Source organism: Roseibium sp. SCP14, from assembly GCF_040329475.1.
Classification (GTDB): Bacteria; Pseudomonadota; Alphaproteobacteria; order Rhizobiales; family Stappiaceae; genus Roseibium.
The window spans coordinates 266,203-282,393 of the sequence record NZ_JBDZYH010000003.1 but is presented as its reverse complement, the minus strand read 5'-3'; the positions used below and the strand labels follow the sequence as shown (position 1 = coordinate 282,393).

Below are 16,191 nucleotides of genomic sequence, written 5' to 3'. Positions count from 1 at the left end.
TGCCCGACTATCGTTTGTTGAGAGGAATTCTGCAGGCGAACCTTGGACCGGTTTCGACCACCACATCGCGCTGGTAGTCCGGCTTTCCCTCTATACCGAGAAACATCTTGTGATCGACAGGTTCCTGCTGAGGATAGCTGGCCGGACGGAAATGTTCCACTTCTTCCAGGAAAAGGTATAACTCGCCCGGCTTGGCAACCTCCTGCACATCAATCTCAAATTTGCCTTTCCAACAAGCACCTTCGATCTGGCCCGCTCGTGAAGCATCTAGCAACAACCAGGACGAGTCCCGCTCTTCTCGATTTCGGCGCATTCCGGATGCACTGTCAGACGCATTGTAGTCAGGATTCTTCTTATCCCGGTGGCGCAAGTCCACCGGTGTGCGCAGGACCGTTCCGTCCTCTGATGTGCTTTCGCGCCCTACAGTGGCGAAAATTTGCGGGAAATCGGAACCGGTCGCATCCGCCATCGGTTCAATTGAAACCTTGGCGCCTCTCCCCTCAACCGTTACGTCCAGTTCGCCTGTTTTTTCGTTGAACGTCGTCGTTGTTTTGCGCCCAGGCATGACCGTTGCCCAAACCACTGCCGGCTGTGAGACGCGCATGTCAGGCCGGCTCCTGCCGGAATAGCGCACCACGCCAAATCGAATAAATGGTTCACTGAAAACCGAGTGGTTCTCAAGCTCAACGTCCACGTACCACTTTTCCTTATCTGGATCGAAACGCGGTTCGAACAGTACCAGAGCCACATGCATAAACTGTCCAACGCTCTGTTCGTCACCATCCTTAACCGGCAAGACAGGCATCAACGCGTTTTCGATAAGGCTATGCTTTCGCTTGGCCTCATACCAGCCAGTTGTTTCGCCGCTGCGGGCATTTGCCTGCGTGTCAGGCTTGAAGACCTTGTAGGAAAGGAATGCGCGAGGACTGTAGATTTCCTCCTTAACAGGATCAGCTCCCAACCTAGTTACGAATGCACCGCCTGCACCGAGGTCTTCATCGACGAAATCAAGCAGCTGAAATTGACGTTCGCCCTCGTCATCGGGTGTCGGCTTGTAAGTGATCTTGTTTATAGTGTTATCAAATCCCGATTTTGTGGCGACATTGTCCTTGTCGAGATACTTCTGATCCAATTGATTGGGCGGCCACAGGACAATGCCAAGTTTTTCGTCCTGCTCGGCAGAAATCCACGGCCTGTCAAACATCAGACGAATGATGGGCTTTCGTTCCGTATAGCTCGCCCCCTTAACCGGAGGGTGTGTAAGCCATTTGAAGCAATGGACTGGGCCGTTCACGGCCGGCTGAGCGGGCCGCGCGGCGGACGGCAATTGCAACTGAATTTTTTCCGTCGCACCCAAAACCTGCTCGAGTGGAAACGGATCAGCAACGTCGTGTGAGTCCTTTTTTGATGGGTCTGCCTGATCGAGAAAGCGGTCGGATGTGCTCAACGAACCCAATCCGCGAGGCACAGGCCGGATTTCCAATGTCAATTCCCTGCCAAGGCAATCAGTGAATTTGTGGGCCTGCACAACCCGAGTATTTTCAAACTTTTTAGTCTTGTCGAGAAGACTGTGCAAAGCTAGGCGCGTCAGCCCCTTGTCTTCGATATAGTCTGCAGCTGCGTTGCCCTTGCCGGCATCCGGTGGCAAATCGCGCACGGAAAAGAGGATAACGTCAGCCGACGGGAACGTGACTTTGCCTTCCTGGGTGAGTTCAAATCCGAAAGTCTGAGACGCGGTTTTGACGTAGGCACGCCCGTCTATGTCATAAATCAGCGGCCATTGGCCAGAGCGTAACGAAGCCAGATCACGGCGCCGATCGGGATCATCGAAGTCACCGGACCCCGGGTTGACCGATCTGACAACAATGTCGAATCCCGACACACGGTTCAGATCGACGTCAATATAGCCCTCCAGCACGAAGTCCGATTGCTCCGGGATGACAATGGCTTGCGTTAGCAATACTGGCAGGTCCGGGCCAGGCTCCCCGCCTGTTTTTACCTTGGATACGGCTGGCACATCAGACGGACGTCTGTCGAACTCATCGTAACTCGCTCGGTGCAATTGCATTAAGGGCCGTTTTTTTCGGTCACGGACAAGCTGAATGGCGCCAGTTAAATTATTGCTGGCATGAACACCAGAGACAGTGGCCGGTGCAGACAGATCGCGAAGCGGTCGCTCCAACTGTGCCCGCGCGAGGCACTCCGCTACATCCCGTATGTGTTCGGGGTTGACCGTAAACCCGCCTGTGCCAACCAAGTCAATGCTGTGACCAGTCCGATAGGCCGGCTTTTTCGAAAGCGCTTTACTGACGAGATCATCACCAAGTTGCTCTTTCAATCCAACGGTGAAGTTCTTGTTCTTCAACTGCGCGGAAATCGCTACCGACTGAACCAGCGCAGACATGCCCGACAAGGTATCTGCTCCAGTTGCGTACCACAGGTCAAATTCAAAACTCGAACCGTGAGGAAGTTCTATGATGACCTGTATCGCATTGGCTGATCCCGTCAGACTTGTTTGCACCCTACCATCACTCGTGAGCCCCACCCGTCGCTTTGTTACTTTGAGATGCTTCTTTGACAGTCCCGTCCCTTGTGACGCTAATCCGATAGAACCGCGACGAAACGTCAGTACTACTGGCAAGGCTTGCGCCAGCTTTTTCCATGGCTCTTTCTTCACCTCAAATATGTCGACGACAGTATTCTCCTCTGTCAGCCGTTTCCCGGACCCGGCAAACCTTGGCGAGATTACGAGTTTTTGGGCAAACGGGTCTGGATAGTAAGGTTGACGGTCCTCCGTGTCGCTGTCCTCGCGAGTGTAAATTGGCGTCTTGTAGATTGTCTTGGTACGGCGGCGGCCTTGAGAAGCCGCTTGTTCTTCCCGGGCTCTTTCGTTGGACAACGCGCTCGCGATGCGCGGCGCCACGATATCCCCGGCTCGCCTTGGTCTGAGCGGAAGCCAGACACCATTGAATCCTTGTATCGTCTGCGTCTTGATGACCGGGAAGCCCGAGTTTCCCCGCACCTTCTTCCAACTCACGTCGGCAAAGGCACCGACCAGATTTGGGTGACTTCCTTTTTTGTCCGACGAGGGTTTGTCGAATGACCCGTGACGCGCCACGTCTTCCATCGCAAGTTCAGGGGGAAGCACGATACGCGATGTTTCTTGCGGAAACGCCCTTTCGGTATACTGCCTGTCCGTGTCTGCCTTGTCACCGGGAAGCGACTGGACCGAGCGCACGGTGGCAACGCCGTTTTCCTGATAGCCCATCAGGTTGCCTGTCCCGTGCTGCTTCAGCGCTTCGTGCTTCGGCATCAAAACAACGGGCGGGTCAATCGGGCGCTGGCGCAAAAATCTGAAATAGGCCGGTTTGTCACCTTTGAGAAGCGGAAAAGACAGTTTTTGGTCTTCAAGCTCATTCTCGGTTGCTAAATGGGACACCGGAACTGAATTGCCGCCGGAGTATACAGCCCGAAGCTTGAAACGATACGGCCATCCGAACCGCAAATGTGGGGGCATTATTTTTGACACTGCCGTTTGCTCACTTTTTGGCAGCGAAATTTTACGCCCGAACGGCAAGGCGTCCTGAGAGACAGTGAAGCTCGAATTACCCTGTTGCCCACTTCGCGCAAAGCTTGGCGGTTTCATAGCCTCAATCCCAAGCGGTGAGCCAGTCCAGGTGACAACGCTCTCTGAGACCGTCAGATCCACTGGCGTGGTGTTATCGTTCTTTTCAGTCTCACCTTCAATCTTGGGCAACAACTGCTCGGGCATGGACAAATAGCTGGCATCGATTCGCATGCGATGCTCGCCCTTATAATTGCCTGCGACCTCCGGCATCAATTTATCCGCAATCTTGGCAATTGGCGGGACCCCCGACTTTCCATAGTCCACAACACGCAGATTCAAAGCGCGCCAATCCGTGTTTGTCGCATCGCTACTCGCCGGAATACCGACATCAAGCCGGTAGCCCAGTGTCAGGTCATCGGCATAGATCAGATCGCCCTTGTTCCAGCAGACCACGCCCTTGTCGTTCTTCTTTCCATCGCGCCGGGCAAGCGCCTTGGCCTTGTCTCGTTGGATGTCACGGTCAAGAAGCGCCAAACCGGCGGTATGAAACACTTTGCCCTTCAGCTTGCCGTCAATAAATTCCGGCTTTTCAACACTGCTCGGGATCTCCTGTTCGGAAGCGGAGCGAATATCTAGGCTGGTCAAATCCACGCGCGGCGTGCAGTTGCCGTCTTTGCAGTCCAGATGCTCGCCACTGACGAGATATCCAGATACCTGGCTAGCATAGTCCGTGATCGGGCACCCATTCTTGACCGCGTAGACCTCTTCCATCGTCACCGGCCAGAAGGCCGAACTGTTCTCGATAGACGCCGGGTTGGTCTCAATGGTGGTCATCGTGCATGGGGGTTGGAAAGGGTCGCCCTCTTTTGCCACGCAGTTGTCATGCTCAATCGTGGCACTGACATGCACATAACTGAGACTGCCAATCTTCGCCCCGTTGCTGTTATCGTCCGCAAGGTCCTGCAATTCGCTGACTGTCAGGAACACTTCAACATCGATGGCAAGACAATAGAGCCTTGCCAATGCGCCGGTTGAAAGGGCCGCTGCGTAACGTTGGCCAGCTTCGTCTTCAGGTGAATTTTTTTTGGGGAGACGCCCGTCAGCTGCCTCCATCTGAGGCGATGAATAAGCGTGAGCGGCCATTCCGGACTTGAGGCAGTCCGCACGTTTCTGGTCGTTGATTGCGAGCGTTTCAGCCGAAACCGGCAGCTTGGCTATCTTGTTTCGCTCTTCGCAGCGCCCCTTGCCCTGCGCGACTGCATTTTGATACGCTTCCCGACCGCGCCGGAAATTTGCTTTTAGTGAAAAGAAATCATCCGTTCTTTTTATATTTCTCGACTCGCGGATGTCGTTTTCAAAGTCATTCTTATTACTTTGAGCATTAAATGTGCCTTTTGACTTTTGGTCTTGTTCCGCCGCAAAAATATCACTTAACTTTTCAGCTTCCTGATCACCACGTTCTTCAACCAAAAAGTCGATCTGTACATCAATGCCACCCTTGAGTTCGTCTGCCATCCGGCGGACTCTCCCGAACTCCAAGGCGATGGCCAACTCACCTTGGGGTTGGCTGTAAATTCCATCGACTTTGCGGGGCTTCTTGGAGTCAGTGTCGACGGGAATAGAGCCATTGGTGTTTATCTTTGGCAGACGTTTCGGGTCGCGGGGGTCCTTTTCTTCGTCATTTTCTTCGATTTCCTCCGTCAATTCTTCGCCAGCGCGGAAGCTTTTACCTTCGTTGGACCGCTTGAGCACATTTTTGAATGCCTCCCAGGACTCGGCTTCATTGCCGTCGCCTTGAACAAATGTCGATTTCCAGAGCTGTTGTATATCTTCGACCTTGCCCAAACTCTTGTAGGCGCCCATCAACATCGATGCCTGGGCGTTGACCTTCTTGAGCAATGTTTTGTCTGTGCCTATAGATAGACAGATCGACCAATTCCGCTCCCGCAACGCTCCGATCAGATCAGTCGGCCAATGGCTCAGGCACATTGCCGAAGTGGTGTCGTCAATTTCAACCGGCATCGGTGTCAGCAGCACGGTCGCGCTTAGCTTTGCGCCCAGGCTTCCTTCGTCAACCACCATTCCATTTGGTACGATGCGGGTAAACGGCCGCACGGCGACATACCGTTTCTCTACAAGCTGAGGGGTATCTTCCTCCAAGGTTTGCACTGAAACATTCATAGTACAAATCCTCCAAGATCAACGTTTTCATCGAAATACAAAGAATAGTCCGCCCAGTCACAGCTTTGGCAAATTACGTCGGATTCAATCCTGGGTTGAGATTGAGTTGCAGCCATTAGTACTTCGATAGGCTCGTCCGCTGAAGCCAGCCGGATGTGGCGTGGACCAGCGCTGGCAAATCGTGTTGGACCGGATCCCAAACCGTCATCGATCAACGATGCTTCGTGTGGATCACCCTCAAATCCCTTGTTTTCCCGTTTTTCAAACCGGACAGTATGGTCGAAATCGAGCAGCCCGTAGGAAAACGATAACGTAAAGAGGGCCAGCCCATACATGTCGCCTTCGTCAGTTTGGCCAGCGCGGGTATAGAGGGAAGCCGAAAACCCGAAGATCCAGATATTCGCGGATCCACCAGCGTAAAATGTGGCACTGAGTTCAGTCCCTCTTCTGCCATCGACTTTGATCGTCTTGATATAAAAACCTGCCATGATGCGCCCGTAACCGGTGAGCGGACCAACCGCGAAGGGCGCCGCGCCACCGAACTCCAGGGACATTTCGAAGCCCAAGATACCGTTGGCGTCTGCAATCACACCAAAGAAGCCGGAGCCGCCGAATGGAATGTAGGCAATTGTGAAGGGCGAGAATTGGCTGGACAGGGAAGCGCGGAACAGAGCCTGGCTATCTTTTCCTCCATCGAACGGCAGAAGTGCCGAAGCATTTAGCCCGATATTGGAGAAGGCGACGTTGCCAATCATGATGGTTCCAATTGACAACTGGTAACCGGCTTCAATTCCAGGCTTGGACAAGAGTAGACGTATGTAGGCTCCCGATCCCTCGACTGAAAAATAACTACTAAGCTCCTGGATGAACTCCAGAACCGGGCCGATCACGAAGTCGTCGTAGTACAGTTTAAAATTAGACTTGTCCGACAGGTTCGATTCAAATCGTGCGCCGGAGAATTTCAGCGTAACCGCATCAAGCAAATCACCCACCAGTTTGATGTCAAACGGTCCCATGGTGGCGAGCGCCTGAGATCTGATTTTCGGTTTCGAGATGCGGTCCAGACCATTTGGCAACAGATCAATTTCGGTCGCCGCGCCGACTTTCAGTCCTGTGCCGTCGGCAGGTTGGAAAATCCCGAGCGTGGCGTCCTTGACCTCACTTGGAAGCGGGAAATCAAGGCCGAGATCGAAACGGTGTTTGCTCGGAATGATATTTAGGAGATACGCTTCGATTTGCTGGCGAATATTGAAGAGCTCATCCAGATCGATATCGCCTTTGAGGATATTGGCGATCTGATCTTTGATCTGTCTTACTATCTGCAGCGGAGTGGAGGTGCCGTTCACCCACTCCAGCACGAACTGCTTCAGAAAAATTTGGTGCTTTTGGATCGTGAGCGGTTTGCCCGCGGTGACCTCCGCCAGCCAGGCAACGTCGGCGGCAACGCCATCATTATCCTTCGTGAGTGGATCATCTCCCGGGTTTTTATAGCCTCCAATAGATTTTCGAATATCTCTGGGCTCCGCGGGCACAAGTAAGTATTTCGCAGGCACTTTTCCAAAAAGACTATCCCGGCTGCTTTTTAGCGTCGTGTACAACGCAAGAATACTGACATTCGTCGCCAATTTCGCATTCAACAACTTTGTAACCAGAGGATCGCCCGCAACAAGGAGGCGTTGCTCGAATTCTGTTTTCAGGGCCTTGAACGCACGCTCGCCAATTCTTGAGAAATCCAGCGTTTCGTCGAATTTTCCAATCAACGCGGTGAACGGGGTAAGGTTCAATTCTTTGAGGTTTTTTTTGACGCACTCTAAGTATTCAGAATTTACGAGTTCACGCTGACATTTTTTAAGTTCTGATATTGTAACTCTCTGGCTATCAATAGCTTTGATGGCAATACCCAAGTCTCGCTCCAGCGCCTTGGAGCGATCGTTGAAATCCAGTAGGGACAGTACATCAGGATTCACTTCTCCGAGCCAACGGTGAGCCAACTTGACCGCTGTTTCCAAATGTGCAGTCAAGCTGTCTAGCCCGAAGATCAGGTTTTTCAGCACCGTGACCAGAGCTTCCTCAACGGCCTCTTTCGCCGCGATTACTTCCTGTTTGTTGTTGTTTGCTAAGTAGGCCAGAGCAGCAATGGCTGCCAGCAACGTGAGGTTTTCCTCATCCTTGATCAATTCATCCAAGGTTTCCAGCAGCTTGGTCAGCTGTTGCTGCAGCAGCCGCAGCGCCGCACGGCGGGCCGCCACAATGCGCTTTGCTTCCGATATGAGCGCCTTAAATTCCTTCAAGCCGTCAGGATTGATCGTTCCGTCGGCACCGACAGCGGCACCAATGGCGCTGGAAAGTTCTTCAATTCGCCCGTTGAGCCCGGCCAATTCGTTCGCTGTATCGAAAAAGCCACAATAGAGGTCTTCCAAAGCCCCAATGGCAGGTGGGAAGATCGCGTCGATCAAGCCTGGTAATTTGGCGGCATTCTGCAGTTCCGCATTTGTCGGATCATCCAGATCCTCCAGCACTTCATCCACTTTGTCGTTCTTGACCGCCGTCTCCCAAGCCTCTTTGGCGTCGACGACGTTGCTGTGAATTTTCCAAAGAGCCGCTAGAAAATCTTCGAATGGCTGGCCGAAACCGGGTTCGACTAAACCTATTCCGGCTGCGGCGGGCGTCAGCTTTCCATTGCTGTCAGCCTCACATTTTACCCTGCCAGCACCTTTCACTAGACTTTTCTGCAAAGTGCCGATTGGAAACAATCCACCATCTACATTGTTGAGTACCGAAACGGCGAGATCCCTTACTTGCCTTGCTGGCTTTTCGATCTGCTTCACTTGTTCCAGGACAGAGACCCGCTGGCCAGCAACATGACTCAACAGTTTTTCGGCAGCTTCTATCGAGCCGCGCAGATTTCCTTGCTCCGCCGCATTGTCAAATTGGCCCCACAGTTCCTTCGCCTTTTCCGCCCAGGCGACATAGGCAGACACTTCTTCGTAGATGATGACGGCTCGGGTCAGTTTGTCGGCATGTTTTTCGATAAATCTGTCAATGCGTCGCTGAACAATCCATTCGATATCCTGCGTCAGGATATCTCCATACAAGACAATATCTGATTTGAACGTTTGATAGACCTGCTCGGAAATCGGCTTAATTGCTTCAATTTTTTCCTTGAACAGGGTCACCGTTTCGAAAATCACTTTAGAAGAGCTTAGTGGGTTATTCCCCTTAAAGATCTCTTCAATCGCGGGATCGATAATTTTCGTTGCATCGGCGCTCGTAACTGTCAAAGCCTGCCTGATTTTCGTCAGATCGCTCTCGCCAACACCTAAGCCGTAAATTGAGAAACCAGGCAGCGGAAACGACAGAATCGGTTCGTCAGGTTTTCCAAACTGTTGGAAAATCGCTTCACGCAATTCCTTCTTGGCATGCGCTTTCACAACCGCCAGCAACGACTTCGGTGCGTCGTCGATCGGCTTCTTGAGCTGTGCGATCGTTTCCTGGATTGATTCAATGCGTTGTTCGATGGCAATTTCGAAACGCTCAACCGGGTTGGCCGCAGTCCTGCGCAAGGCATCAAGAAAGCGCTGCCCCGTCTCAAAGACAGCGCTCAATTTGCCGATGAGACGAGCATCGTTGATCTCAGCTTCCGCAAGCGTCAGCGCCTCGTCAAAATCATCCAGAGACCGGTCAATTTCGGAGAACAGTTCTCGCAGTGTGATTGGCTGTATATCCGAGCCCGACAATCTGTCTTGCTGCCGCCTTAGAAGTTCCCGGCCAAGTTCGTCCCAGCGATCATTGGTCTCCCGCACTAGCGCAGCCAATGGCTTGAGCACCTGCTGGCGCACCGCCGAAGCGGCTTCGCCTACCGCTTTACCCACCGTTGCAACACCGTATCCGACGGTCGAGATCACTTCAGGCACATTCTTGAAGGTAAGGGTCACAATCAAATCGATGATCTTGCTGAAATCGATCAGGCCCAGCAGCTTGGCGTTGCCGAAGATCATTTTCAGCATGTCACGCGGATCGGGTGGGGGCGTCACGGTATAAGACGCACCGGCTGCTAAAGTAATCGGCGTCTCGGTAGCTTTGCCATTGACGTCCGGATTTTTAGTTCCGAGTGCCAGCGACAGCGCCGGAAGCCGACCACTACGCACCTGATTGAACGTTACTTCCCGAGTGGACGCCATCGGACCTTTTGTCCTGGAAATCAGGCGAAGGGTTCCCTTTGGTCGGTAGACACCGCCTGACTGATCGCCTTCGTTCCCCATGTCCTGATCCACGGGGTCGATCAGATTCAAGAACACTTCTTCCGGCGCTGGATCGCGTCCGGAAAACGGCTGTCTGAGGTTATTAGATCCATTCTCACCTTCTTCAGGCTTGGACTTGGTGCGTTCGGACGGAAAGCCGGCGGCAACATAGTGCCCGTCATATGCCGCCCTAACCGGCTCGGCAGGCTTGCCGGTCAACTGCGCGTTTTGCGACAACCGAATACGAGCGGTTTCAAGGGCCGGATAGAACGGTGGCTGGTCCGCCCCCTGAAGAACCGGGTCAAAAACATACCGGTTGTTGTTGAACCTGATCGACGGGGAGCTTTTCTGGCCATTGTCGTGCTCAAAACTCGGTTCGCCGTTAAGCCGGTCCGTCCGTCCCTCTACGCGAATCGTTAAGGCATCGGTCTGTAGGGAGGCAGAGCCTGTTTTAACCTCATCGGCATAGCGCAGCTTGCGCCCTGCGATAACGAGTGTGCGGCGATGTTTCGTTGGGTCGACCGCAGTGTTGACGTTTTCTTTGTCCGGGCTCTCGATGCCCGGTACCCCCGGTCGTTCGTTGTTGTAGAATTGGGCGAGCGCCTCTTGAGTATCCGGCTCGTTGGCTGCGATATTATCCACGAACAGCAGCGGCAGTGTTGAAAATACATCGTCGATCTCTAAACCAAACCGAACGTCGGCGGATTTTGAAAGCGCAGTCCTTGGCCAGAACACCAGCCCAGGAAACTGTTTGAACATGATGCGACCGGTCGCGTGCTCGCTGATGTCTGCAATGTTCTCACGGCCATACACACTGGTCGGATCGACAATATCCGGCGTGGTTTCGGTGAGCAGACGAACAACGCGGCCCGGAAACCGGCGCCCACTGAAGGGCTGACCAAGTGCAGCAGCAGGCTTCTCGCGGTCGGCGCACCGGATGAACATGCGCTGCCTTAGATAGGCCTTCATCGTTCCCTTTGCCGACTTCGCAAAGATTCTTTCAGTTACCTTGACCAGCGACGCACGGAACCCGAAAGGATAGAGGAAACCTTTGTAGACGACTTCGCAATGGATATCGCGGCCAAGCGAGGTTGTGTGCTGCCAACGTTCGATCGACAGGGCATCAAACAGATTCCGCCCGTCAAAATACTTTGCTGAAGCCGGCGGAGTGAAGCTGGTATCGTGAACAAATGTTCCGCCGAGTGAGGTCAGGGTAAGCTCGCTCGCCGATAATTCGCGGGGCCGGTATATTTCCTGCTCCCGCGAAACGTCGATCAATTCATAGTCGCCATCCGGACGGAACTGACTGGAGTGCTGGGAGGTTTCATCAATGCTTGCAGACCCCGCGCGCGGCATGACCGGAAGACCAAACGCAGATGACAGCAGCACCAATTCGTGCCGGTCGAAGGCATCGAGACTGGTCCGGAAAGTGTAAGGCGCGCCCGCTATCGTGTCATTACGGCGGCGCAGGCGTCGGCAGAGCTCGGCGAACATCGCCGGCAAACTTCTTTCCAGCCGTTCACGCTTCGCAATCTTTTCGTCTCTGTTTACGTCCCCGGGGTCAGGATCCAAGCAAACATCGTTGTCTATTACCTCTGGGTAGCCTGCGGCCTTGGCAAACTCCTTCGGAGACATATCCCCCAATCCGGTTTCAGACCGGTTGATCAACCAAGGTGCAATCGGTCCCCTTGGTGGCGAGGCATATCCGGGTAGCCGGGCCTCCTGCACTTGCGACCCACGCAGGTTGGCACCAAGCCCTTCTTCCATGATCCGCAAGATCGCATCAGGGGCAAGATCGGGTGAATGGACAGCCCGCAAACCGTGTGGCGGGACATCTGACCGGGTGAGCATACTGACCGACCAAAGCGCGGCAGACTGCTCGACAAATCCCGTCGAGTGAGGTGCTGAACCAAGCCCTTGTGCCTTGTCCTTACTGTCTTCTTTCGGCAAGGGAATTTTGCTGAATATCAGAGGATCGACCACGCTTGGTGCCTTGAAAAGCGCTTGCTGTGAAGGCGACAATGTTAATCTCGCCGGTAGTTCGATCGCCGTTTCATTCCAATTTGGTGGCTGACGCAGTGAAGAGGCGATGCGTTCCGCCCGGTAGTGCCATTTACGAGTCGCCGGGTCGTTGGTGGGCGCAAACCTGAGATGATCTAGTTTCGCCGCGCCATGCAAGTTCAGTGTCCGCTTCGACTGCTGATCGAGCCGACCGCCCGGGGGCGGAGCGAACACGCGTTCGGCCCGCGCCACGACCGACAGTTCCATAGCAGCCCAGTTGGTGAGTTCCGCAAATGTAAATGGAATCTCCGTGATGCCGTGCGCGTAGGGATCTTCCGGTTGGCGGTCGTGTTCGGCGCGTATGCTCTTCAGTGAAATGGCCGCATCCCGTGCCTTGACGAGACCATTAGCGCAATTAATACGGAAGGCCAGACGCGAGGGTTCCGAAAGGCGGGCTTCGACCGTCTCCTCATAGGCTTCATTACCGCTCAGGGGATTGCCGCTGGAGTCGGGCTTGCGCGCCAGTGCCGCAAATTCCTGCACGGTCTCGACGAACCATTTTGCGACTTCCTTCCTTGCGTTTTTTTCTCTGTTGGCTTTCTGCACTGGCGTATCCCGTTCCTTGTCTTCGACAGGTACCTTGTGAGGGACAACAAAGCCGTTCGTATTGAGGCTGTCGATGGACGCAAATACAGAGGACACGTCCTTGTCGTGCAATTCGGCCGGTGGCGCTGTGTTTCCTGCTCCGTCTTTGATGCTGAGCAAGACAAATTCCTGGTTTAGCCGCTTATTGCGATCAAAAAGGACTTCTGGCGAGAGCGCGGCAATCCTGCGGTCGCGGTAAAACCCCCGGAACACCTGATAGAGCGGGCATTGGCTCTCGAGATAGTTCTCGATAGCAAGCAAATCTGTCTTGTTTACTTCTTTCGGGTCCAACTTCCGTAGCAAGGCAGCTCTTGCCAAAGCTGCATCATCCACTTTGTTTTCCGAGCTGCGGTTTATCAGGATTTCGAGCTGTGCGTAGACCTCACGAAATGTGTCGGCAATGATCTTGCCGGCGAGGTCTTTGTCATTGTCAGCACGAAGGCCACGCTCGATCTCGGCCACATCCGGGTCCATTGCATAGGGACCGATATAGACCAATTGATCGGGGGCCAGGCTTGCCAAGTAAGGCAGTTTACTCTTCAGCCGGGTTTTGAATTTTTCGGCGTATTCTTTAAATGTTTTGGTCTGTTTGCCCAGATAACTTTCTTCGTCAGGTGCATGTGATCCTTTGTTGAGCCGAACCTTTTCGCGAAACTCCCGGCGCTTCTCTGGGGAGCTAAGCCCGCGCAAATGAGACAGGATTGCCGTAGTATCGGAAACATGGATATGAGCGCCTTCGTGAAGGACAATCCCCTCTTCCCCGAGCCGGCTTAAATCGATATCTGGCCCTGGAGCTAACATCCGGCGGAAAATGGCCTGTTCCATGAGATGTTGCGGGGGAAACTCGACTGTTAGAACTGGTCGCGAGTCAGTGATATCTGGAACCGGTAGCCGCTCGGCATCCTTACTGCTGTCCCAGGCGACCGTGCCTGTTTCAAAGAGAGGATTCAGAGGCCTGCCGGGCTTGGAGTAAATCCCGCAAAGTGGGCCTTCAGGCACGATGCGTGCGCCATCGGCATCGATCACGAGGAAAAGCCTGTCAAAACTAAATTTTATATGAGCCAGATCGCTGTGCCGACTTGCACGCAGTGTCGCCGTGCGCAGATTGATGCGCGACGTCCCGGCAAACACATCACCAATGGTGTCGTCAGAAACAGCGTCTGGTGACTTGAGAGCTAATGCCGTGTTGGAAGGAACGGCCTCTGTGGTCTTGTGATGATCATCAATGTGATGAGGAACAATCTCGGTCGTCTTGTCCTCGCCCTTGGCGCGTCCGCCAAGCCAGACGTAACTTCGCGGAAAATGCTTGGAGGACTGGCTGCGATAAAGGAAAGTAATCTCTGAGGGCGCGAAATCCAGCCGGCTGTAAGAGACATCCGGAAGTGCAACGGCGGCCCCACGCAGCAAACACGTAAGTTCAAACCAGTCGATCGTGCGACCAGTGTCGCCGCCAACCCTAAATTTGCCAGCCCCATGCGAAACCAAATGAACTGGCAACCCTCTGATCGGCTTGAACGGGTCTGCGGTTAGGTTGCCGTTGGTCACCGGAGACTGTTTGCTATCTTTCCCGTCTTCTTTGGCCTTCGTCTCTGCGAGCAAACCATGGGGCATCGGTTCGATGAGGAGCGGCCCTGTTTGACTTTCAATCCAGAAAGGCTCGGCTCGGGCGGTTGTTTCAGCATCCTTACCACCGCGACTGTTTTGTAGATTGCCCAATTCCCCCAGTATTCCGGAGAATGTCAGCTGGTCATTGGTCTTCTGCTGCAAAGGGAATCTGGCCGTTTTTTTGACCTGAACAGCTCGCTTGAGCACACCATGGATCCAGGGAAACGGCCCGGCACGCGGCGGTTCGTTTTCTTGATGATAGTCGTGTACAGATAGTTTCCAATTGCCAGCGATAACAGCTTCGGCCCGTATGAGGTCATCGGGCCGCTGGCGTTTGCTGTTACCTGCCACTCTGCTCGACAGTTCAAGAGCGCGCAATGCAATCGATGCTTGACCGGCAAGTCCAATCAGCCTGACATGCATGTCGCGGCGATGGTGGAAATGCAGATCGAGCTCCTCAATCTGCTTATTTTCTCCTGGGGAAACGCTGCAACGTCCCCTGCTGTCGCAAATGTAAACTGTACCTGCTGGCTTGCCTTTCAGAACCTCTTGAGAGGCACCTGCTTGCGCAGCATCTCTGTCGCGTTCCCAGAGTACCTTGAACGCGTCCGTTCTCAGCTCTGACGTTACGGTTTGGAACAACGGTCTATTTGCGGATTCGAACAACCACGCTGACGTGCGAGAGAACGAAACGTCTATTTTCGTGTCCGAAGAAGTGTCCGTTATCTGTACCAAATTGTTGAATACAAACGGGAGATAGGACCTGAGTTTTCGTGCCGAGACTTTACCGATAAGATCGTCGTTCCGCTTCTGATCCAGAAACAGGCGCAGCAGTCCTGGTCCCAGGCGCAGGAGATCTCCGCTCCAATAAGTGGTTTCCACGCTGACGTGCCAGGCCGGACCGAAGTTGCCCGGCAAGAGCTTTTTCTCGAAAACCAAGTCAACCACGTGCCTGCCCGTAGCGTCGTCTTCGTGCTGCAGGCCACCGAATCTGACCTGACGTAATCGTAAACGCGCACGCTTACCGGAGATTTCTTGCTGCTTCGGGCCAAGCCCACCTGGAAACAACCTAAATTTAGTCTCGGGCCCGAATGCAAGCGCGTTCAAAGTCCATGAAAATGTTTTGATTGCACTGAACGACGCATTGTTTGAACCGGTGTCCCGTTCATAGCAAACGAGAGAAACTATAACTGTCTTACCGTCTTTCGAACGTTCAAAAAACAGACCTTCATCTGTCTCCATTTCCTGCGAAGAGGCGATATTGCTGAGTAAAAGAGGCGATGTGACACTGGCTGCCGCTCCGACTAAGAAAGTTCTTCTTTTTATCGTGTGATGAAAGATTTGATGAACGCAGCACAACGGTTCACCATCAGTCTTCTGATGTTCCTTTTGCTCCGCCATAACCACCCCCCAATGGTTGTCTACAGACAGTGACGCTACCCAACGACAGGTTGAAACAACAACTCGGCGAAATCAACACTGAAAACTGAACTCTCTTGGTGATTGTCTTCTTGTAGGCCTGAAGAAGTTGATTGGGTGGTCCTCTCCAGACAACCTTCGGCAGATTGCAAGACCATCCCCTAAAAGAACTGGCTCGCAGCTACTACTCGACTCCTTTCGCACTGGGACTCCTCGTTAAATCGAAGCGCTAATTGTGTGCCTGACTATTGCAATCCAAAGTATTTTCGCTCAATCTGTGGGCATTGTGGGTATCTAAGACGACTTCTAGATGAAAGTGTCGGAGGACTGTTTTTGCCGTTCAGAACGGTCCTTGGAATTTGAAATTGGTGTTTTAATGACTCCAAACTCTTGAATTCGTGCCAAAAACAAACGAGTTGAGTTGCCGAATTTGGTTTGGCTAGGACGACGTGAGTTCGTCCTTCGAGGTGTGGTGAAGGTTCAAGGCGCAGGGAAGCGTGAATTCAGGCAATTTTCATTGGGCGACCGTGC

2 protein-coding genes are annotated in these 16,191 nt (G+C 53.3%); both read right to left on the bottom strand.

Annotated elements, in window-relative coordinates; genetic code table 11:
• Nucleotides 1-7: 7 nt before the first annotated feature.
• Nucleotides 8-5,749: a hypothetical protein gene (locus tag ABLQ08_RS14010; protein ID WP_352943295.1), complete on the bottom strand. Its 5,742-nt coding sequence runs from the start codon at nucleotides 5,747-5,749 to the stop codon at nucleotides 8-10.
• Nucleotides 5,746-15,642, bottom strand: coding sequence for a hypothetical protein (locus ABLQ08_RS14005; RefSeq protein WP_352943292.1), 9,897 nt, complete (start codon nucleotides 15,640-15,642; stop codon nucleotides 5,746-5,748). Before ABLQ08_RS14005 ends, ABLQ08_RS14010 begins: the two co-directional genes overlap by 4 nt.
• Nucleotides 15,643-16,191 lie beyond the last annotated feature (549 nt).

Coding starts and splice junctions, on each gene's coding strand:
- ABLQ08_RS14010 (WP_352943295.1), bottom strand. CDS start 5,749: ATGAATGTTTCAGTGCAAACCTTGGAGGAAGATACCCCTCAGCTTGTA.
- ABLQ08_RS14005 (WP_352943292.1), bottom strand. CDS start 15,642: ATGGCGGAGCAAAAGGAACATCAGAAGACTGATGGTGAACCGTTGTGC.